General features: G+C 72.5%; 18 protein-coding genes. 7 read left to right on the forward strand and 11 right to left on the reverse strand.

All coding sequences use genetic code 11. The annotated features are described in order from the left end of the window. Window positions 1-7 precede the first annotated feature (7 nt). The 8 genes from proC to ACZ7PG_RS03735 all read right to left on the reverse strand — a co-directional run bounded on the left by proC (window position 8) and on the right by ACZ7PG_RS03735 (window position 8083). A complete protein-coding gene (proC, locus tag ACZ7PG_RS03700) occupies window positions 8-781 on the reverse strand; it encodes a pyrroline-5-carboxylate reductase (protein ID WP_470237539.1) in 774 nt (257 codons plus the stop codon). Then, entirely contained in the window at window positions 778-1752 is a 975-nt protein-coding gene (locus ACZ7PG_RS03705) for a proline racemase family protein (RefSeq protein WP_470237540.1), read from the reverse strand. Before ACZ7PG_RS03705 ends, proC begins: the two co-directional genes overlap by 4 nt. After that, the gene (locus ACZ7PG_RS03710; protein WP_470237541.1) at window positions 1749-2672 is read right to left on the reverse strand and encodes a threonine ammonia-lyase; all 924 of its coding nucleotides are present in this window, start codon (window positions 2670-2672) and stop codon (window positions 1749-1751) included. The genes ACZ7PG_RS03705 and ACZ7PG_RS03710 overlap by 4 nt, the downstream gene beginning before the upstream one ends. Then, the gene (locus ACZ7PG_RS03715; RefSeq protein ID WP_470237542.1) at window positions 2665-4071 is read right to left on the reverse strand and encodes a serine hydrolase domain-containing protein; all 1407 of its coding nucleotides are present in this window, start codon (window positions 4069-4071) and stop codon (window positions 2665-2667) included. The genes ACZ7PG_RS03710 and ACZ7PG_RS03715 overlap by 8 nt, the downstream gene beginning before the upstream one ends. Further along, window positions 4068-4910, reverse strand: a complete 843-nt coding sequence (locus ACZ7PG_RS03720) for an alpha/beta hydrolase (RefSeq protein WP_470237543.1) — start codon at window positions 4908-4910, stop codon at window positions 4068-4070. Before ACZ7PG_RS03720 ends, ACZ7PG_RS03715 begins: the two co-directional genes overlap by 4 nt. Window positions 4911-4924: 14 nt before the next feature. Further along, window positions 4925-6139, reverse strand: a complete 1215-nt coding sequence (locus tag ACZ7PG_RS03725; RefSeq protein ID WP_470238991.1) for a copper resistance D family protein — start codon at window positions 6137-6139, stop codon at window positions 4925-4927. A 179-nt stretch (window positions 6140-6318) separates the two neighbouring features. Beyond that, on the reverse strand, window positions 6319-7221 hold the full coding sequence (locus ACZ7PG_RS03730) for a MurR/RpiR family transcriptional regulator (protein WP_470237544.1): 903 nt from the start codon (window positions 7219-7221) through the stop codon (window positions 6319-6321). 34 nt (window positions 7222-7255) lie between these two features. Beyond that, the gene (locus ACZ7PG_RS03735) at window positions 7256-8083 is read right to left on the reverse strand and encodes an alpha/beta hydrolase family protein (RefSeq protein WP_470237545.1); all 828 of its coding nucleotides are present in this window, start codon (window positions 8081-8083) and stop codon (window positions 7256-7258) included. A gap of 142 nt (window positions 8084-8225) precedes the next feature. Here ACZ7PG_RS03735 and ACZ7PG_RS03740 point away from each other — a divergent pair, with 142 nt between their 5' ends. Genes ACZ7PG_RS03740 through ACZ7PG_RS03755 form a run of 4 tightly spaced genes read left to right on the forward strand, consistent with a single transcriptional unit; the run spans window position 8226 to window position 11430 of the window. Next, window positions 8226-8963, forward strand: coding sequence for an amino acid ABC transporter ATP-binding protein (locus ACZ7PG_RS03740; RefSeq protein ID WP_470237546.1), 738 nt, complete (start codon window positions 8226-8228; stop codon window positions 8961-8963). Window positions 8964-8986: 23 nt separating this feature from the next. After that, window positions 8987-9919 (forward strand): transporter substrate-binding domain-containing protein, encoded by a 933-nt coding sequence (locus ACZ7PG_RS03745; RefSeq protein WP_470237547.1) that lies wholly within the window; start codon window positions 8987-8989, stop codon window positions 9917-9919. Between the two features lie 12 nt (window positions 9920-9931). After that, the gene (locus ACZ7PG_RS03750) at window positions 9932-10576 is read left to right on the forward strand and encodes an amino acid ABC transporter permease (RefSeq protein WP_470237548.1); all 645 of its coding nucleotides are present in this window, start codon (window positions 9932-9934) and stop codon (window positions 10574-10576) included. Further along, window positions 10573-11430 (forward strand): amino acid ABC transporter permease, encoded by an 858-nt coding sequence (locus ACZ7PG_RS03755; protein ID WP_470237549.1) that lies wholly within the window; start codon window positions 10573-10575, stop codon window positions 11428-11430. Before ACZ7PG_RS03750 ends, ACZ7PG_RS03755 begins: the two co-directional genes overlap by 4 nt. Window positions 11431-11491: 61 nt before the next feature. Here ACZ7PG_RS03755 and ACZ7PG_RS03760 read toward each other — a convergent pair whose 3' ends face one another. The 3 genes from ACZ7PG_RS03760 to ACZ7PG_RS03770 are packed head-to-tail and all read right to left on the reverse strand — an operon-like array spanning window position 11492 to window position 14212. After that, complete coding sequence (locus ACZ7PG_RS03760; protein ID WP_470237550.1) at window positions 11492-12418, reverse strand: ornithine cyclodeaminase family protein; 927 nt, start codon at window positions 12416-12418, stop codon at window positions 11492-11494. Further along, window positions 12415-13236: a MurR/RpiR family transcriptional regulator gene (locus tag ACZ7PG_RS03765; RefSeq protein WP_470237551.1), complete on the reverse strand. Its 822-nt coding sequence runs from the start codon at window positions 13234-13236 to the stop codon at window positions 12415-12417. The genes ACZ7PG_RS03760 and ACZ7PG_RS03765 overlap by 4 nt, the downstream gene beginning before the upstream one ends. Window positions 13237-13243: 7 nt before the next feature. Continuing rightward, window positions 13244-14212, reverse strand: a complete 969-nt coding sequence (locus ACZ7PG_RS03770) for a threonine/serine dehydratase (protein WP_470237552.1) — start codon at window positions 14210-14212, stop codon at window positions 13244-13246. 40 nt (window positions 14213-14252) lie between these two features. On the opposite strand from ACZ7PG_RS03770, the gene acnA reads away from it, so the two are divergent. From acnA to ACZ7PG_RS03785, 3 genes are read left to right on the forward strand one after another with little or no spacing between them, the layout of a single operon-like run. Beyond that, on the forward strand, window positions 14253-16817 hold the full coding sequence (acnA, locus tag ACZ7PG_RS03775) for an aconitate hydratase AcnA (RefSeq protein WP_470237553.1): 2565 nt from the start codon (window positions 14253-14255) through the stop codon (window positions 16815-16817). Next, window positions 16810-17448 carry an MBL fold metallo-hydrolase gene (locus ACZ7PG_RS03780; protein ID WP_470237554.1) on the forward strand — a complete coding sequence of 213 codons (639 nt, stop codon included), beginning with the start codon at window positions 16810-16812 and terminating at the stop codon, window positions 17446-17448. The genes acnA and ACZ7PG_RS03780 overlap by 8 nt, the downstream gene beginning before the upstream one ends. Continuing rightward, window positions 17445-19649 carry an aminotransferase class III-fold pyridoxal phosphate-dependent enzyme gene (locus ACZ7PG_RS03785; protein WP_470237555.1) on the forward strand — a complete coding sequence of 735 codons (2205 nt, stop codon included), beginning with the start codon at window positions 17445-17447 and terminating at the stop codon, window positions 19647-19649. Before ACZ7PG_RS03780 ends, ACZ7PG_RS03785 begins: the two co-directional genes overlap by 4 nt. The last annotated feature ends 23 nt before the right edge of the window (window positions 19650-19672 follow it).

Raw genomic sequence — 19672 nt, forward strand, 5'->3', positions numbered from 1 at the left:
GAGCCGGTCAGCGGCCCATCTCGCTCGACCGGTCCCGCGCCGCGACCACCGCGGCCATCACCGCCGCGCGCAAAGCACGCCCCTCCAGCTCCCTCATCGCCGCGATCGTCGTGCCGCCCGGGCTGCACACCGCCGCCCGCAGCCCCGCCGGGTCGGCGTCCGGGGCTCCCAGCATGCGGCCCGTTCCCTCCGCCGTCGTCAGGACCAGCTCCTCCGCCAACGGCCTCGGCAGCCCCGCGAGCACTCCCGCGTCGATCATCGCCTCCGCCATCAGCGCGAAGTACGCCGGGCCGCCACCCGACAACGCCGTCACCGCGTCCAGCTGGCTCTCCGCCACCTCGATCACCCGGCCCAGCGGGGACAGCATCGTGCGGACGCGGTCGAGGTCGGCCGGTACCGCGTGCGTGCCGCCGGCGAGCGCGATCGTGCCCGAGCCCACCGCGACCGGGAGGTTCGGCATCGTGCGCACCACCGCCACGTCCGGCAGGCTCGCCTCCATGCGCGCGATCGGCGTCCCGCCCACCGCCGACACGATCAGCTGCCCCGGCCGAACATGCGGTGCCAGGGAATCCAGCAAAGCCGCGAAGTGATACGGCTTCACCACAACGAAAACAGTCGAAGCCGAAGCGACCGCCGACTCCAGAGAAGCGATCGAAACGTCGTACCGCGACTTCAAGTACGCGGCCCGCGACGGGTTCTGCTCGACGACCGTCACCTCCGGACCGAGTCCCGCCAGCAGGGCCTCGCCCATGTTCCCGCCGCCCACGATGGTTGTGCTCATCGCAGCACGAACCCCCTTCCCAGTTCGTCGTCCGGATCGAGGCTGAACGTGCACTCGCCCGTCAGGTAAGCGTTTCCCGACACCTCGGTGGCGACCGCGGAGCCGCCCGACAGGACCCGGCCGGTGAACCGGGTCCCGATGATCGAATCGTGCGTCAGCACCGCGCCGGACGGCAGCCGGCCGTCCGCCGCCAGCAGTGCGAGCCGGGCCGACGTCCCCGAGCCGCACGGCGACCGGTCGACCTGGCCGTCGGCGAAGATCGTCACGCTGCGCTGGTGCGGCCCCGAAGGTGTGTCCCCGAGGTCGTCGTAGAAGATCGTGCCGTAGATCCCGCTCAAGCGACTGTCCTCGTGGGACGCCCACGACGTCGCGTTCAACGCGCCCTTGATCTCGCGTCCGGCGGCGATCAGCTCCGTGTGACAAGACGGCGAAACCGTCAGCCCCACCGAAGAAGCCGGTACCGACGCGTAGATCGCCCCGCCGTAGCTGATGTCGGCGCGGGCCGGGCCCGCGGGGACGTCCCGGCCGATCACGTACGCGTCCACGTTCCGGAACGCCACTTCCCGCACGACACCGGCGACGCACGTCACCGCCGCCGTGACCCGGCCGGACGGGACGTCCATCACCACTTCGGTGACGCCGTCGCGCGAAGCCGGGACCCGGCCCGTGCGGACCGCCCACGCGCCCAGCGCGATCGTGCCGTGGCCGCACGCCGTCGAGTAGCCGTCCTTGTGCCAGAACAGGACGCCGAACTCGGCGCCGTCGTCGTCGGGCGGGACGAGGAAGCAGCCGTACATGTCCGCGTGCCCGCGCGGCTCCCGCACCAGCAGCTGCCGGACGGCGTCGATCTCCGCCGACGTCTGCGCGGCGGCCCGGCGTTCGAGCACGGTCGCGCCGGGGATCTCCGGTACGCCCGCCGTGACGATCCGGAAGGGCTCGCCGGCGGTGTGGTAGTCGGTCGTCGTGATCATCGCTCTCCCAGGATGGTGGTCAGCAGGCCCAGGTCGATGTTGCGGCCGGAAACGACCAGCACCACGGGCCGGTCGAGCGGCACGAGCCCGTCGCGCAACGCCGCCAGCGACGTCGCCGAGGCGCCCTCGGCCACGAGCCCGGCGGTCGTCACGAACTCGCGGACCGACCGCCGGATCGACGACTCGGCCACGGCGACCATGGTCACCCCGCGGTCGCGCACGATGCCCGGCGTCCGGGACGACGGTTCGAGGTTGCCGGCCAGCCCGTCGGCGATGGTCTCCCCCATCTCCACCGGCACCACGCGCCCGGCCGCCACGGCGGTCGACAGCGCGCGGCACGCCTCGGCTTCCACGCCGATGACGCGGACGTCCCGCGCCGCCCGGCGCGCGCCCAGCGCCACGCCGGACAGCAGGCCGCCCGCGCCGGCCGGGACGACCACCGTGAAGTCTTCGTCCAGCACGCGAGCCACCTCCGTGAGGAGGGTGCTCTGCCCCGCGATGACGTGCGGGTCATCGTACGCGGAGACGTACTGCCCGGGCAGCCCGAGCGCGTGCCGCTCGGCGCCGTCGAAGTCGTCGCCCGCCAGGACGAGGTCGATCGGGTACCGCCGCAGCGCCTCGACCTTCACCGCGGCCGCCGTCTTCGGCACCACCACGGTCGCCTCGCCCGACAGCAGTCGCGCAGCGTAGGCGATCCCGAGCGCGTGGTTGCCCGCCGACGCCGTCACGACCGGCTGGCCCGCGTACGCCGTGAGAGCCGCCAGCGCGCCCCTGATCTTGAAGGCACCGATCGGCTGGGCGCCCTCGTACTTCAGGTACACCGGCACGTCGAGCCCCGCCCGCGGGTACGGGATCAGCGGCGTCGGCGGCAGGTGCCGGGACACGACTTCCCACGCCCGGTCGAGGACGGCGTCAAGCACGGGCGGTCCCCCTCGCGGGCGGCAGCACCGTCGGGCCCGAGTTGCAGTTCACCCGGCGCTCCAGGACGACGTCGTCGCCCTCGAACCGCAGCGTCAGCCGGTCGATGAACGGGCCCTCGAGGAAGTGCCAGGTCAGCTCCAGCACGTCCGCCTCGGCCCACCGCGCGCCGGCCAGGACGGGCGCCGCGTCCTCCTGGTAGGAGTGGTGCAGCCGCCAGACGCTCACGCCCGTGCTCTGCCGCACCCACTCCCCCAGGCCGTGCTCGATCTTGTGCGTTCCCCGGTCGTCTTCGATCCCGAGGCGCACGACGCCGTCGCCGACCTCGACCGACAGCGAGCCGACGCCTTGGTCGTTGGGCTCGAAGTCGTACGCCCGCGGCGACCGCGGACTGTCCACAGCGGACTCGAGTGGTTCCGGTTCGCGGGCCCGTGAGACCCAGTGCGAGAGGGATTCGACCTCGTCGGCGGCGAACGCCTGGCGGAAGGCTTCGCGCAGCAGGCCCGGCAGATCGTGGTACGTCGGGTCCGGCATCGCGCCGGTGACCACGACGACCCCGTCGTGCTCCGGGAACACCATGCACTCCTGCCCGAACAGGCCGGACGCGGAGTAGACGCCGTTCTCGCTGACCCAGAACTGGTAGCCGTACCCGGAGTCGGCGACGGCGTCCGGGCCGGGCGGGACCAGCTCGGTGCCGTTCCACTCCCCGCTGACCGCCTTCCGGACGTGCAGGCCCGACGCCTTGCGCACCCACCCGGCGGGCAGCACGCGACGTCCGTCCCAGACGCCGTCCTGCAGGTAGAGGACGCCGAAAGACAGCAGATCTCGCGGCCGCAGCGACAGCCCGTTGCCCCCGCTGGAGACGCCGGCCGGGTCTCGTTCCCACGTGGAGTCCGTGATGCCCAGGGGCTCGAACAGCCGAGGCCGCAGGTACTCGTCGATCGGTTCGCCCGCGACCTCCTGCACGATCGCCGACAGGACGTGGCTCGTCGTGCTGCTGTAGCGGAACCCGCGCCCGGGCCGGTCGACGACGGGTTCTTCGAGGAACTCGCCGGCCCAGCCGGTCTTGCGCAGCCGGGTCGTCGCGCCGGACAGCCCGCGCGCGTGCCCGGTCCGCATGGTCAGCAGGTCGCGCACACGCATCCTGGTGTCGAGGTCGCTGCCGGGGAAGAAGTCCGCGACCGGGTCCTCGAGCTCGAGCAGTCCTTCGGCCTCGGCGAACCCGACGGCGGTGGCCGTGAAGCTCTTGGTGGCCGAGTGCAGCTTGTGCCGCAGCGACGGCTCGTGCGGCCACTGCCACAGGTCGTGCACCAGCTCGCCGTGCCGGTGCACCAGCAGGGAGTGCACCCGCATGCCGCGCGCGGCGAGGGTGTCCAAAAGGGAGCCGACGGTTCCGGTCACCGTGTGCTCCGGGCTTCGGCCAGCAGGCCGCCGAGGAAGTCCTGCACCACCGGCACGACGCCGGTGCCGCGGTGCGCGACGCCGGGAACGACGTCGAAGCGGACGGGGATGTCCTGCGAGACGAAGTTGTCGCGCAGGGTCTCCAGCCGCGCGACCCGGGTGTCGCCGGTCGCCTCGACGCCGTCCATCCAGTTGGGGCCGCCGGGGTTCATGATCTCCCAGGTCTCGACGTCTTCGGCGCCGACGACCAGCTGCACCGGCACCCGGCGCAGCGCGTCGAGGTCGATGCGGATGCCGAAGCGCTCTTCGAAGCCGCCGGTGCCCAGCCACCAGGGCAGGCTGTCGTCGAGCTGGGTGATCCGGCCCGGCGCGCCGATCGACACGCCGGCGAGGCGGTCCGGGTGCGCGTAGAAGAAGCGGTGCGCGAACTGGCCGCCGCCGGAGAAACCGTGGAGGTAGAACCGGTCGCCGCGCGCGTTGAACGTGGCGGCGGCCTCGTCGACGATGTGCAGCAGCTCCTCGTCGAAGCGGATCCCCTGGTACTCCAGGAACTTGAAGCTGTGCAGCTCGCCCTTGTCGATCAGGCCCGCCGGGAACAGGGGCGTGAGGATCACGCACCGGTGCTCGATCGCGAACTTCTTCCAGCGGTCGCGGTAGAGCTCGGCCGACCGCCCGGTGCCGTGCTGGATGACCACGAGCGGCAGCGGATCGGCCTCCGGTGTGTGGTCCTTGGGCACGTACAGCGCGTAGAACAAGCGCTGGTCGTGCTGCGAGGCGAAGAAGGGCGTGCCCCCGACGAAGTGGGCGCGCTCGGAGGCGAGGTCGGTCGTGCCGGTCATGGAGAGGTGTCCTCCTAGGACGAGGGGTTCGAGTACTCGGGAACCGCTTCGGCGGCGGGCGCCGGGGCGGCGGGCCGGGACAGCCGTGCGCTCACCTTCGCCGTGGTGACGAAGGAGACCGCGAGCAGCACGGCCAGCAGGACGCCGATCCCGATGATGCCGCCGCTGAGCGTCGGGTCGGGCTCGCCGGCCTCGACGCGGGCCGAACCGGTCAGGAACGACAGGACGAAGAGCACCCCGACCGCGAGGACCACCTCGACGGCGACCAGGCCGGGGAACACGCGCAGGGCGAGCCGGAACACCGAACCGTCGTCCCCGGCCGCGCGTGCCCGGGCGATCCGGGGCATCAGCACGAACTCGTTCAGCCCGCCGACGGCGATCATGGTCGCCACCAGGCAGACCTTGACCAGCAGGAACCGGCCGAAGCTGGTGGTGAACAGCTCGCCGGGGCTGCCGACGAGGCTCCAGGCCAGGTACAGGCCGCTGATCAGCAGGCAGCCGACGGCGCACAGGGCGACGGTGCTGAACCGCGTCCAGATCTGCGCCCACGTGGCCCCGGCGCGCGGGGTGAGCCGGCGGCGGGCCGTCGCGAGCACGACGAGGGCGGCGATCCCGCCGACCCACGTGGAGACGGCGGAGACGTGCGTGTGGTCCAGCAGGCCGTCGACGAGGGTGTCGGCCGTCTCCTTCGAGAAGTCGGTCGGCAGCAGGGTGACCTGGTAGGCGACGAAGTTGAGGACCAGTGAGGTCAAGGCGACGCCGGTCAGGTGCGCCCGCACCCGCGGCGACCACAGGAGCATCAGCACGAGCGCCGACGCCGCCCAGAGCAGGTACTGGGTGAGCGTCTGCGCCCCGGTCGAGAGCCACTCCCCCTTCTTGGCGGGCACGGTGACGTACTTCCAGATGCTGCCCGGCTGCAAGGCCCGGCCGTAGGGGATCTCGACACCCTTGACGCGGGCGGCCTTGCCCGCGATCTGGAAATACAGCGCGACGAGGAACCAGGAACCGGCGACCGCGAGCAGCAGGCTCGTCCGGCGGTGCAGCACCGTGCGGTCGGCCTCGTCGACGGACGGTCGCTTGAGGACGGGCCGCAGCACGATCAGATGGAGCATCGTGGCGCCGATCGTCCCGATGAGGCCGGCGAAGTAGGCCATCTTCGTGACGATCCGCCACAGCGCGGGCGTGGGGTTGGCGACGGCGGCCGGAACTTGCGCGAGCAGGAACGACATCACGGCGATCTCCTCGGCGGGGGCTGGGGTGATCCGATCGTAGCTGAAACTTCGATAATTGGAAGTACGAAGTATTCACTACATCGTTGACGGGCAACGATCATCGTTCGTCCACTGTGGATCGAGCGCGCGCCGGCGGCACCGCCGGGCGGTCGCCCGGCGGTGTGCGGAAACCGGCGTCAGGCCCGCTTCTTGCGCCGCCGCTTCGGGATGGCCGAACGCTCGTCGCCCTGGACCAGCTCCGAACGCAGCGACGTCAGCAGCTCCGAGGCTCGCGTCGCCCGCGTCTCGTCGCCGGACCCCAGCTGCAGCAGCAAAGCGTCGGTCAGCACCTCGGCACTGAGCATCTCGCCGGTGAAGTTGCTCGTCGACTGCGGCGCGGCGAGCGTGACGTCCACGCGGTCGGCGAACTGCGCCCCCAGCGAGCTGGAAACGAGCAGCACCCGGGCGCCCACGGCGTGCGCGTGGTCGAGCACGACCTCGATCTCGGCCAGCAGCCGGGCCGGGGTGTAGAGCACGACGACGTCGTCGGCGCGCAGGCCCAGCAGGTCGTCGGCGAGCTGGAACCCGGTGGCCCAGCTCGCGCGGGCGCGCCGGCCCATGCGCGTCAGCCGCAGGGCGAGGTAGCGGGCGAGCAGCCCGGACCCGCCGAGCCCGAAGGCGAGCACCTCGCGCGCTTCGTCGAGCAAGCCGACCGCGGCCGCGAAGTCGTCCTCCTCGACCAGCCGCCAGGTCGCCGCGAGCCGTTCGGCCGCCTCGGTGAACACCCGCGCGACCGCCGAGCCGCCGTTCTCCCGCTCGTTGTGGAACTGCCGCACCGGGCTGGTTTCGACCACGACCTCCGCGGCCAGGGTGCGCCGCAGGTCGAGCAGGCCGCTGAAGCCGAGCGACTTCGCGGTGCGGACGACGGTCGCGTCACTGGTCTTGGTCGCGCTGCCGATCTGCTCGGCGGTCGCGAAGATCGCGTGCCGGGCGTGGTCGCGCAGGTACTCGGCCACGATCCGCTCCGCCCGGGACATCCCGGCCAGGTTGCGGTTGATCCGGGCGCTCAGCGACAGGTCTTCGCCGGCCGGCTCGCTCATCTGGTCTCCCCTCGGCACCGCCGCATCGTAGTGGTCACCGCCCGGCGAGCACGCCGGCGAAGAACTCCTGGACGACCGGCTGCAGCAGCAGGCCCCGGTGCGCGAGCTCCGGCACGACGTCCAGGCGCACGTCGACGCCGTGCGCCGCCCAGTTGTCGCGCAGGGCGGTGAGCCGTTCGACGCGGGTCTCGCCGCCGGCGTCGACGCCCGGCTCGGCGATCTCCCACGTCTCGGTGTCCTCGGCGCCGACGATCATCTGCACGGGCACCGCCCGCAGCGCGTCGAGGTCCAGGTCGGTGCCGAACCGCTCGCGCAGGTCGGCCGTACCCGGCCACCACGGCACCTCCGGGTCGATCCGGGTCACCCGGCCCGGCGCCCCGACCGACAGCGCGGACAGCCGCGACGCGTGCAGGTAGGCGAAGCGGTGGACGAACTGGCCGCCGCCGGAGAAGCCGTGGAGCGCGAACCGCGTCGCGTCGACCCGGTAGCGCCGCGCCACCTCCTCGACGATGTCGAGCAGGACCTGGTCGAACCGGACGCCGCGGAAGCTCAGCCGCTTGAAGCCGTGCAGGTCGCCCGGTTCGCCGATGCCGGCCGGGAAGAGCGGGGCGAGCACCACCGTCTCGTTCTCCTCGGCGAAGCCGCGGTAGGCGTCGCGGTAGCGCTCGGCCATCCGCTGCGTCCCGTGGACGACGACGGTCAGCGGGAGCGGCTTCGTCGCCGTGCGGTGCACGCCGGGAACGTAGAGGCAGTAGGAGAAGCGCTGGTCCCGCTGCGAAGCGAAGAAGGCGGTCGGGCCCGAGTGGTAGTACTCGACCGGATCCAGGACGCGCGCGTCGGCGCTCGGGCGCGGACTCGACATTGACTGCTCCTCGGGTGTGGCGGCGGGTGTAGCGACTACGACAGGTGTTGACATCTCGGTAGCACCGTCTATCTTATCGGTAGCTGATGCTACAACAACTTGTGAACTGTAGCGAACGCTTCCAAAAACCCGGAGGAAGCCGATGACCCCGCTGGTGAGCATCCGCGGTCTGTGCAAGAGCTTCGGTGACATCGAAGTCCTGCACGACGTCGATCTCGACATCCACCACGGTGAAGTGGTCGTCGTCGTCGGGCCGTCCGGCTCGGGGAAGTCGACCCTCTGCCGGTGCGTGAACCGCCTCGAACAGATCAACTCGGGGACCATCACCCTCGACGGCGAACCCCTGCCCGCCGAAGGCCGCCGGCTCGCGCAGCTGCGGGCCGACGTGGGGATGGTCTTCCAGTCGTTCAACCTCTTCGCCCACCGCACGATCCTCGACAACGTCACCCTCGGCCCGATCCAGGTCCGCGGGCTGTCCAAACGCGACGCCGAAACCGAAGCGCGGCGGCTGCTCGACCGCGTCGGCGTCGGCGACCAGGCGGAGAAGCGGCCCGCCGAGCTCTCCGGCGGGCAGCAGCAGCGCGTCGCGATCGCCCGCGCGCTGGCGATGAGCCCCAAGCTCGTGCTGTTCGACGAGCCGACCAGCGCGCTCGACCCGGAAATGGTGCACGAGGTCCTCGACGTGATGACCGCGCTCGCCGCCGACGGCACCACGATGGTCGTCGTCACCCACGAAATGGGCTTCGCCCGCAAGGCCGCCAACCGCGTCGTGTTCATGAGCGACGGCCGGATCGCCGAGCAGGGCACGCCCGAAGAGTTCTTCGACCGCACCGGCACCGCCCGGGCGCGGGACTTCCTGTCCAAGGTCCTCCAGCACTGACCGCCACGAATCCGGGAGCCATCATGAGAATCCGCACCACTGCGGTGGTCACCACCGCCCTGCTGGCCACGCTCACCGCGTGCGGCAGCGCCCCCAACCAGGCGCCCGGCGCCGCCGCCAAGCCGGCCGGCGCGGAGATCGCGGGCCAGATCGACCAGACGTCCGTGGTGGACGCGGGCCCGGTCGGGCAGAACCTGCCCAGCACGCCGATGCTGGACAAGATCCGCCAGAAGGGCGAGCTGTCGTTCGCGGGCAGCCGCAACACGATCGGCTTCTCCCAGCTCGACCCCGCGTCCGGCAAGCTGTCCGGCTTCGACGCCGGGATCGCCCAGCTGCTCGCGAAGTACCTGCTCGGCAAGCCGAACGCCAAGCTGCAGAGCGGCGGCTCGGACACGCGGGAAGCGTTGCTGGGCAACCACACCATCGACACGGCGATCCAGACCTACACGATCACCGAAGACCGCGCGAAGCTCGTCGACTTCGCCGGGCCGTACTACATGGCGGCCAGCGGCATCGTCGTGAAGACGTCGGACACGACCACCAAGCAGGCGAGCGACCTCGCCGGCAAGAAGGTGGCCACCGAGTCCGGTGCCGCGAAGGACGCGCTCCTGAAGGCCGTGCCGACCGCGCAGCCGGTCCTGTTCGACACCGCCGCGCAGTGCGTGGCCGCCGTCGAGCAGGGCCGCGCCGAAGCGATGACGCTCAACAACGCGTCGCTGTACGGCGTGGTCGCCACGAAGAGCGACGTCAAGCTGCTCGACGCGACGTTCGGGTCGAACCCGTTCGGCATCGGCCTCCCGAAGGACGACCCGGCGTTCAAGGACGTCGTCAACGGCTTCCTGAAGGCGATCGAGGCCGACGGGACGTGGACGAAGCTCTGGCAGGCCACGGTCGGCAAGCTCATCAAGACCCCCGCGCCGCAGCCGCCGCAGATCGGCTCCGTGCCCGGTTCCTGAGAGGCCACCACCATGTCCGTCCTGTTCGATCACATCGGTGAGCTGCTCACCGGTCTGCTGGTGACCCTCGAGATCGCCGTGCTCGCCTTCCCGCTGGCGGTGCTGATCGGCACCGTGCTCGGCGTCTGCCGGGTCGGCCCGATCGGCCCGCTGCGGGCGGTGGCCGGGTTCTACGTCCAGTGCCTGCGCAACTCGCCGTTGCTGCTCGTCCTGGTCATGGTGGTGTTCGGGCTGCCCTACGTCGGGGCGACCGTGCCGTTGTTCGGTTCGGTCGTCCTCGGCCTGGGGCTGTACTTCGGCGCGTACGTCTGCGAGACGGTCCGCTCGGGGGTCGCGGCCGTCCCCACCGGGCAGATCGAGGCGGCCCGCGCGCTCGGGCTGACCTTCGCCGGCGTCCTGCGGCAGGTCGTGCTGCCGCAGGCGTTCCGGTCCATGGCCCAGCCGCTGGGCTCCATCTTCATCAACGTCTGCCTCGCGTCGGCGCTCGGCGCGGCCGTCGGCGTGCAGGAGCTCACCGGCTCCGCGCGGCAGTTCAACCTCGACCACGCGCAGCCCATCCCGAGCTTCGTCGCGGCGGCGATCGGCTACCTGCTGATCACGCTCACCGCGGGCCAGCTGACCGGGGTCGTCGAACGGAAGGTCCGGATCCGCCGATGAAGACCACGGTGTTGTTCGACGAGCTCGGCCCGCGCGGGAAGAAGCGACTGCGGATCGCGACGATCGTCGCGGTCGTCGTCGTGCTGGGCGCGCTCGTCGGAGTTTTCCTGCAGCTGCGGCACGTCGGCCAGCTCGACGGCCGGCTGTGGGCGCCGCTGGCGTCGTGGCCCAACATCCGCTACCTGCTCGACGGCCTGGGCATGACCCTGCGGATCGGCCTGGCCTGCGCGGCGATGTCCCTGGTGTTCGGCACGGTCTTCGGCCTCGGCCGGCTTTCGCCGCGCCGCTGGCTGTCGGTCCCGGCCGCGGCGGCGATCGAGCTGTTCCGGGCGATCCCGCTGATCCTGCTGGTGTACTTCTTCCTGATCGGCCTGCCGGCGTTCGGCTGGAACCTGCCGCCGTTCTGGGTGCTGTCGATCCCGATCGTGCTGCACGCGGGCTCGGTGTTCGCGGAGATCGTCCGCGCGGGCGTGAACTCCCTGGACCGCGGCCAGTTCGACGCGGCGGCGGCGATCGGCCTCCGCCGCGGTCAGGCGCTGCGCCTGGTGGTGCTCCCCCAGGTGTTCCGCGCCCTGCGGCCGGCGCTGGTGACGCAGGTGATCCGGACGCTCAAGGAGTCGAGCCTCGGGTACGTCGTGAGCTACCCCGAGCTGCTGCGCAACGGGCAGGTCCTGGGTGAGTACAACGCGAACTTCATCCAGGCGTACGCGTTGACGGCGGCGTTCTACATCGTGATCAACTTCGGGCTGTCCCGGATCGCGGAGCTGATGGACCGGCCGCCGCGACGACGCCGCCGCCGGGCCCGGGTGGTTGCGGTGGACTCACCGGCACCCGAGCTTGAGAGCGTTTCCTGAGTCCCCTTCAGACCGGCCTCGCCGGGGCGGCTTGCCACCACCGCCCCGGCGAGGCTTTCCATTACGCGCGAAGCGAAGTGAACACCGCCGAGGCGACCGCGGCGTCCGCGACCCCCACCCCGGTCAGGTCGGCGATGCTCAGCCCCGACCGCACGATGCCGTCGCGCAGGACGGCGCCCGCGGCGATGTCCACTTCGGACCCGATCGTCCCGGCCCGGACCGCGTTGCCGAAGTCGCCGTGGTCGAGGCACTGCGCGTGATCGTCGGTCACCACCAGGCCGGCCCCGGCGAACAGCTCCGGCGGCAGCTCCCCCTTGCCCGGCAGGTCCGTGCCGATCCCGGTGACGTGCAAGGCCCCCGCGAACGCCGATGCCGGAGCGAGCGGGCTCGTGGCGGGCGTCGCCGTGATGACGCACGGCGAACCCGCCGCCTCCTCGACCGTCGCCGGGCGGGCGTCCAGGTCCAGCTCCGCGCACAGCTCCCGGACCGCCTCGGGCCGGCGGCCCCACACCCGGACCCGGGCCAGCGGCCGCAGCGCGTGCAGCCACTCCACCTGCAAGCGGGCCTGCAGGCCCGTGCCGAGGACGCCCACCTCGTCGACGTCCGGCGGCGTCAGCGCGTGCGTCACGAGGGCGCCCGCCGCGGCCGTGCGCCACGCCGTCAGCCAGCCTTCGTCGGCCAGGACCGCCGCCGGGACGCCGGTTTCCGCTTCCAGCACCAGGATCAGGCCGTTGTTGCTGGGCAGGCCACGCTCGGCGTTGCGGTAGAAACCCGCGGCCACCTTCACCGCGAAGTACGGCGAGCCGGTCACGTGCCCGGCCTTCACGTGGCAGTCGCCGTCCACCGACGGGAACACCATGGCGATCGGCGGTGGGAGCTGCGTACGGCCCTCGGCGTGCGCGATCAGCGCGTCGCGGACCGCCGCGAACACGAGGTCACGGGAAGCGACCTCGCGGATCCGGCCGAGGTCCACAGTGGACAACGTCATTGAAGGTCCTCACGCAGTTTCGTCAACAGGGCGTAGGTGCCGCCGTCGCCGAGGGTGCCGAGCACGAGCAGGTCGGCGACGAGCATCGAGCACAGCGGTTCGGCGGTGAGGCTGCCCGGCGAACCCGGGTCGCGCAGGACGACGTCAGCCGGGAGCTCGCCGGCGAGGTGTTCGGTGACCAGGATCAGCCGGGCGCCGGCCTTCTTCGCTTGCGCGGCGAGCACTTCCAGCTCGGGCAGCAGCCGTCCCGGCGCGAACGCCACGACGACGTGCCCCGGCGCGAGGTCGGCCAGGTCGTCCGCGAAGGCCACGCCGGTGGCCCCGGAAGCGTCGGCGGGCTTGCCGGCGCGGCCGAGCTTGAGCGCCAGGTAGCGCGCGCTCAGTTCGTTGACGCCCCAGCCGTAGCAGAACACCCGCGACGCCGAGCCGACGAGCCGCAGCGCCTCGGCCAGCTCCGCGGGGTCGAGGCCGCGGCCGAACGCGCCGATCCGGCCCAGCGCGTCCCGCACCACGTGCGCGGACGCGCTCGGCAGGTCCTGGGCCAGCTGCAGCCGCAAACCGAGCTGCGGCGCGGCCGCCGCCGGCCCGAGCGAGGCCTTGAGCGCCGTCAGGCCCGGGTACCCGAGCCGGCGCGCGGTACCGACCACGGCCGCGTCGCTGGTGCCGGTCCGGCGGCCGAGCTCGTCCGCCGTCGCGAACACGATCCGCCGCGGCGGCGCGGTGACGAGGTAGCGCGCGACGACCTGTTCGGTCTCGCTCAGCCTGCTCCACTGGTGGTTGACGCGGCCGGCCAGCGAGAGCGGTTCCGGAGTTCCCATGGTGGGCTCAGCTCTCCGCGCGAGCCATCGCGTCGAGAAATGTCGCCAAAGTGACATTCCGGCCGCACAGCACCACCGCCACCTTCTTCCCGCGGTACCGCTCCGCGCTCCGCACCAGACCCGCGACCGCCACCCCCGCCGCGCCCTCGATCATCCAGCGCTCCCCCTCGGCGATCCGGCGCATCGCGCGAGCGATCTCGTCCTCGGACACCGTCAGGGTCTCGTCGATCACGTCCTGGCAGATCGGGAACGTCGCCGATCCCGGCTCCACCGCGCCGGTCGAACCGTCCGACAGCGTCGGGAACTCCGGTGTCTCCACGATCCGGCCCGCCTTCAGCGAATCCAGCAGGCACGTCGACGCCTCGGGCCAGACGCCGACCACTCGCGTGTGGGGGCTCAGCGCCTTCAACGCCGTCCCCACGCCACCGATCAGCCCGCCGCCGCCGACGCAGACGAACACCGCGTCCAGGTCCGGGGCCTGCTCCGCCAGCTCGACTCCCAGCGTGCCCTGGCCCGCCACCGTGTCGAGGTCGTTGTACGGCGCCACGTACGGCTTCCCCCGCCGCTCGGCCTGCCGGCGCGCCTCCACCTCGGCGTCCAGCGCGCCGCCGGGGACCACCACCAGCTCCGCGCCCAGTGCCTCGATCGCGGCCATCTTCGCCCGGGTGGTCGTCTGTCCCACGTAGACCGTCACCGCCACGCCGGCCAGCTTCCCGGCCCGCGCGACGCCCTGGCCGTGGTTGCCCGTCGACGCCGTGATCACCCCGGTGCGCTTCGCCGCCTCCCCGAGCACGCGGATCTTGTTCGCCGAGCCGCGCACCTTGAACGAGCCGGTCGGCATCAGGTGCTCGGTCTTCAGCCAGACGTCGCAGCCCAGTTCGTCCGACAGCAGCCTGCCGCGTTCGAGGGTGCTCACCGGCACGTCGGGGCGGATGCCGCGGTGCGCGTCCATGATCCGGTCCAGAAGAGAAGGCATGCTGATATTATAGCCTATAAGCTATGCGGAAGGGATCAGCGTGAAGACGACAAGCAGGGCGGACAGCTACGCCAGCCTCGCCCGGCTCGAGCTGGCCGGGGAGCGGTACCGCGTGCACCGCCTCGACGCCGTGCCCGGCTCGGAACGGCTGCCCCTGAGCCACAAGATCCTGCTGGAGAACCTGCTCCGCCACGAAGACGGCCACACGGTGACCACCGGGCAGATCGCCTCGCTCGTGGACGGGAAGCGAGACGTCGTCGCGTTCTCTCCGTCCCGGGTCTTCCTGCACGACACCAACGGCGTCCCGGTGCTGACGGACCTGGCCGCGCTGCGCGACGCCGTGGCCGAGGCGGGCGGCGACCCGGCGGCGGTGCGGCCCCGGATCCCCAGCCACCTCACGGTCGACCACTCGATCGCGACCGAGGTGTCCGGCCGGCCGGACGCGCTGCGCCGCAACGTCGAGATCGAGTACGCGCGCAACGCCGAACGGTTCCGCTTCCTCAAGTGGGGCGAGCGGCTCGACGGCGTCCACGTCGTCCCGCCCGGCACCGGGATCATGCACCAGATCAACCTCGAGTACCTGGCCACGGTGGTCGACCGGCGGGACGGCTGGGCGTTCCCGGACACCTGCGCCGGCACCGACTCCCACACCACGATGGTCAACGCGCTGGGCGTGCTCGCCTGGGGCGTCGGCGGGGTCGAGGCCGAGGTCGCGCTGCTCGGGCAGCCGCTGAGCCTGCTCGTCCCGCCGGTCGTCGGCGTCGAGCTGACCGGCGAGCTCGGCCCCGGCGTGACCGCGACCGACCTGGTGCTCACCATCGCCGAAACGCTGCGCGCGCACGGCGTCGTCGGGAAGTTCGTCGAGTTCACCGGCTCCGCGGTCGCCCGGATCCCGCTCGCCCACCGGGCCACCATCTCGAACATGTGCCCCGAGTTCGGAGCCACCGCGGCGATGTTCCCGATCGACGACGCGACGCTCGGCTACCTGCGGCTCACCGGACGCGCACCCGGCCACGTCGCCGCCGTCGAAACCTACGCCAAGGAACAGGGCCTCTGGCACGACCCCGCCGCCCGCCTCCGCTACGACGAGCGGGTCTCGATCGACCTCGCCGCCGTCACGCCGTCCCTCGCCGGGCCGCGGCGGCCGCAGGACCGCGTCGCGCTCGCCGGCGTCCCGGCGAACGCGCGAGCGGCCCTCGGGTCCACATCGGACGGTCCGGTCCCGGACGGCGCGGTCGCCATCGCGGCGATCACGTCGTGCACCAACACGTCCAACCCGCACGTGATGGTCGCCGCCGGGCTGCTCGCCCGCAACGCCCGCGCCCGCGGCCTGACGGCCAAGCCGTGGGTGAAGACGAGTCTCGCGCCGGGCTCGAAGACCGTCACCGGGTACCTGCACCGGGCCGGGCTCGACGGGCCGCTCGACGAGCTCGGCTTCCAGCTCGTCGGCTACGGCTGCATGACGTGCATCGGCAACTCCGGGCCGCTGCTGCCGGAAGCCGCCGAGGCGGTCGCCGGGGGCACGGTCGTCGCGTCGGTCCTCTCCGGCAACCGGAACTTCGACGGCCGGATCAACAACGACGTCTCGCTCAACTACCTCGCCTCGCCGCCGCTGGTGGTCGCGTACGCGCTGGCCGGGTCCATCACCCACGACCTCACCACCGAGCCGCTCGGCCGCGACGCGCACGGCGAGCCGGTGTTCCTCGCCGACCTCTGGCCGGACGACGCCGAGGTCGACGCCGTCGTCACCGCCCACCTCACCCCGGAGCTGTTCCGCGACGCCTACGCGGACGTCTTCGACGGCGACGATCTCTGGGCCGGCGTGCCCGCGGCGGGCGGCGCCCGGTTCGAGTGGGCGGCCGGCTCGACGTACCTGCGGCGCCCGCCGTTCCTCGACGAGGTCGCGCCGCCACCGGAAGACCTCCGCGGCGCGCGCGTGCTGCTGATGCTCGGCGACTCCGTGACCACGGACCACATCAGCCCGGCCGGGCGCATCCCGGCGTCGAGCTGCGCCGGGAAGTACCTGACCGGGCTCGGCGAGCGGGACCTGAACACCTATGCCTCCCGCCGCGGCAACTTCGAGGTGATGGTGCGCGGCGGGTTCGCCAACCCGCGGCTGAAGAACCGGCTCGCACCCGGCGGCACCACGCTCGACGCCGAGGGCGCCGCCGCACCGGTGTACGAAGCCGCGAAGTCCTACGCGGGCACTCCCCTGCTGGTGATCGCGGGCCGGGAGTACGGCACCGGGTCGTCCCGCGACTGGGCGGCGAAGGCCACCGCGCTGCTGAAGGTGCGGGCCGTGCTGGCCGAGTCGTTCGAACGGATCCACCGCTCGAACCTCGTGCAGCTGGGCGTGCTGCCGCTGCAGTTCGCCGACGGGCAGAGCGTGGCTTCGCTCGGCTTGGACGGCACCGAGGAGTTCGACCTGCTCGGCATCCCCGAGGCCGTCGACGATCCGACCCGGCCGATCACCGTGCGGGTCCGGCCACGGGACGCGCCCGCGTTCGCGTTCGAGGTCCGCGCCCGGCTGGACACCCCGCAGGAGGCGGTCTACTACGCCCACGGCGGCGTCCTCCCCTACATCCTCGGTGAGTTCCGTGCCTGACGTCGATCCCCTGCTCCACGGCCGGGGACAAAGCTCGGACCAGGGCAGCATCGGCTTCTGCGGGGTGTACCTGGTGCACGCCGGCGGACGGCGGATCCTCTTCGACTCCGGCCACGCCGGGCGACGGCGGGCCCTGCTGCGCGCCCTCGACGACCGCGGGCTGGCTCCGCGCGACATCGACCTGCTGGTGCTCTCCCACGCGCACTGGGACCACATCCAGAACGCCGACCTCTTCCCGGAGGTCCTCATCCACCCGGACGAAGACCTTGCGCCACGGGGAAATCCCGTCCTGCCGCCGTGGACCAGGTCCATCCTCGGCGGACTCTCGGTGTCGCCCGCGTCGGACGGGCTCGGACTCGCCCCCGGCGTCACCGTCATCGCGCTGCCCGGGCACACCGCGGGCTCGATCGGGCTGACCGTCACGACCGCCGCGGGCACGGCGCTGCTGACCGGTGACGCCGTGCCGTCCGCCGGCGCCCTGCGGCGGGGACGTCCCAGCAGCGCCGTCGACGACGAGGCCGCGGCACGGTCGGTGGCCTTGGTCCGCGCCCGCGCCGACGTCGTCTACCCCGGCCACGACCGGCCGTTCACCCTGGAAGCCGGCACCCCCGGAAAGGACCTCCCCGCATGAGCACCTTCACCGAACCGGCCCCGGCGTTCTTCCCCGACAGCCTGCGCACCGCGTTGCGCGAGCACTGGCGGCTGACGAACCCGGTGCTGAAACCGCTCGACAGCGAACGCGACCTCAACGTCCTCGTCGACGACCGGTTCGTGCTCAAGATCTCCAATCCCGCCGAGCGCGCCGACGTGGTCGACATGGAGGTCCGCGCGCTGGAGCACGTGCACGTCGCCGACCCCGGGCTGCCGGTGCCGGCGGCGGTCGGGGACGTCGCTCAGCTCACCGACGACACGGGCCGCGCCTGCCTCGCCCGGCTGATCACGCTGCTGCCCGGCCGGCCGCTCGAAGGGAGCTGGGTCGACGCCGCGACGGCCGCACGGGTCGGTGCCGTCGCCGCGCGGGTTTCCGTTGCGCTGCAAGGGTTCTTTCACCCCGCGGCGGGCCGGGAGCTGCTGTGGGACGTCCGCCGGATGCCGGCCGCGGTGGCCGGTTCGGGGCTCACCGGCTTCGGCGAACTGGTCGCGCGGGTGACGCCGGCGCTCGCCGCGACCGCCACCCTGCCGGCCGGGGTGCAGCACGCCGACGTCACGCTCACCAACGTCCTGGCCGAGGCGGGCGCGGTCACCGGCGTCATCGACTTCGGCGACACGCACCACACGGCCGCCGTCACCGACCTGGCCGTCACGCTGACGTCGGTGCTGCGCCGGGCCGAGGACGTCTGGCACGCGACCGAAGCCGTGCTGCGCGGCTACCAGCGGCACCGCGCGCTGAGCACGGCCGAGGTCGCCGTGCTCGGCGAGCTGGTGATCGCCCGGCTGCTCACGACGCTGGCGGTGTCGGCGACCCGGCGCGAGGCGCACAGCGACAACGAGCGGTACATCACGCAGTACGACGACACGAGCGAGCGCGTGCTGAACCTCCTCGCCGCGCTCACCCCGGCCGAGCTGGGCGAGCGGCTGGCCCGCCTGGCCGGCACGCGCGACCTCGCCGAGGCCATCCCCGCGCTCGAACTACCGGGACGGCGCGCGGCGGCGATGGGCGGCGGCCTGTCCCCGCTGTTCTACCGGCGGCCCCTCGAACTGGACCGCGGCGAAGGCGCCTGGCTGTACGCTCGCGACGGCGCCCGCTACCTCGACGCGTACAACAACGTGGCGGTCATCGGGCACGCGCACCCCGCCGTCACCCGGGCCGTCGGGCGGCAGCTGGCGGAGCTGAACACGCACTCGCGGTACCTGCACGGCGGGATCGTCGGGCTCGCGGAGCGGATCCTCGCCACGATGCCGCCGGAGCTGGACACGTGCCTGTTCACGACCTCGGGCACCGAAGCGAACGAGCTCGCCTGGCGGCTGGCGACCGAGTACACCGGCGGCGACGCGGCGATCATCGCCGAGCACGCGTACCACGGTTCGTCGAAGTGGATGGCGGACCTCAGCTCGAACGAGTGGCCGCCGGGGTACCGGCCCGCGGGCGTGGGCACCTTCGCCGCACCGCGCGAACCCGGTGCGGTGCCACGGATCGACGCCGCAGGCCTGCGTCCGGCACTGGTGCTCGCCGACTCGCAGTTCACCTCGGAAGGCATCCTCGACGTGCCCGCCGAGTTCCTGGCCGGGCTGGTCGAAGGCGCCCACGCGGCCGGCGCGCTGTACCTGGCCGACGAAGTCCAGTCCGGCTACGGCCGCAGCGGACCGCAGCTGTGGCGGTTCGCACTGGCCGGCATCACGCCCGACCTGGTGACGCTGGGCAAGCCGATGGGCGCGGGCTACCCGATCGGCGCGCTGGTGACCCGCCGCGAGATCGCCGACGTCCTGGCGGGCCGGTACGAGTACTTCTCGACGTTCGCGGCGACGCCGGCCGCCGCGGCCGCGGGCCACGCGGTCCTCGACGTCCTCGAGCTGACCGGCCTGCCGGAGCAGGCGGTGACGGTCGGCGAGCACCTCCGCCGCGGCCTGCGCTCACTGGCGGACGGTTCGCCGGTGCTGGGCTCGGTGCGGGGAACGGGGTTGCTGGCCGGCGTGGACGTGCTCGCGTCCGGCGGCTCGACGTCCCGCGAGGTGGCGCGGAAGCTGCTGGACGACCTGGTCGGCCGCGGGGTGCTCGCGGGCCTCACCGGTCCCGGCGGCGACGTGCTGAAGGTGCGCCCGCCGCTGGTGTGGGAGCGGGCGCACGCGGACGAGTTCGTCGCGAGGCTGGCCGAAGCCCTTCCCCGGACGTGAGAAAGCGCCGGCGCTCAGCACCT

The organism is Amycolatopsis sp. NPDC114504 (genome assembly GCF_055633595.1).

What these genes read in the sequence shown, in the direction of transcription:
- proC (WP_470237539.1), bottom strand. Translation starts at nt 781, where the DNA reads ATGAGCACAACCATCGTGGGCGGCGGGAACATGGGCGAGGCCCTGCTG.
- ACZ7PG_RS03705 (WP_470237540.1), bottom strand. Translation starts at nt 1,752, where the DNA reads ATGATCACGACGACCGACTACCACACCGCCGGCGAGCCCTTCCGGATC.
- ACZ7PG_RS03720 (WP_470237543.1), bottom strand. Translation starts at nt 4,910, where the DNA reads ATGACCGGCACGACCGACCTCGCCTCCGAGCGCGCCCACTTCGTCGGG.
- ACZ7PG_RS03725 (WP_470238991.1), bottom strand. Translation starts at nt 6,139, where the DNA reads ATGTCGTTCCTGCTCGCGCAAGTTCCGGCCGCCGTCGCCAACCCCACG.
- ACZ7PG_RS03730 (WP_470237544.1), bottom strand. Translation starts at nt 7,221, where the DNA reads ATGAGCGAGCCGGCCGGCGAAGACCTGTCGCTGAGCGCCCGGATCAAC.
- ACZ7PG_RS03735 (WP_470237545.1), bottom strand. Translation starts at nt 8,083, where the DNA reads ATGTCGAGTCCGCGCCCGAGCGCCGACGCGCGCGTCCTGGATCCGGTC.
- ACZ7PG_RS03740 (WP_470237546.1), top strand. Translation starts at nt 8,226, where the DNA reads ATGACCCCGCTGGTGAGCATCCGCGGTCTGTGCAAGAGCTTCGGTGAC.
- ACZ7PG_RS03745 (WP_470237547.1), top strand. Translation starts at nt 8,987, where the DNA reads ATGAGAATCCGCACCACTGCGGTGGTCACCACCGCCCTGCTGGCCACG.
- ACZ7PG_RS03750 (WP_470237548.1), top strand. Translation starts at nt 9,932, where the DNA reads ATGTCCGTCCTGTTCGATCACATCGGTGAGCTGCTCACCGGTCTGCTG.
- ACZ7PG_RS03755 (WP_470237549.1), top strand. Translation starts at nt 10,573, where the DNA reads ATGAAGACCACGGTGTTGTTCGACGAGCTCGGCCCGCGCGGGAAGAAG.
- ACZ7PG_RS03760 (WP_470237550.1), bottom strand. Translation starts at nt 12,418, where the DNA reads ATGACGTTGTCCACTGTGGACCTCGGCCGGATCCGCGAGGTCGCTTCC.
- ACZ7PG_RS03765 (WP_470237551.1), bottom strand. Translation starts at nt 13,236, where the DNA reads ATGGGAACTCCGGAACCGCTCTCGCTGGCCGGCCGCGTCAACCACCAG.
- ACZ7PG_RS03770 (WP_470237552.1), bottom strand. Translation starts at nt 14,212, where the DNA reads ATGCCTTCTCTTCTGGACCGGATCATGGACGCGCACCGCGGCATCCGC.
- ACZ7PG_RS03785 (WP_470237555.1), top strand. Translation starts at nt 17,445, where the DNA reads ATGAGCACCTTCACCGAACCGGCCCCGGCGTTCTTCCCCGACAGCCTG.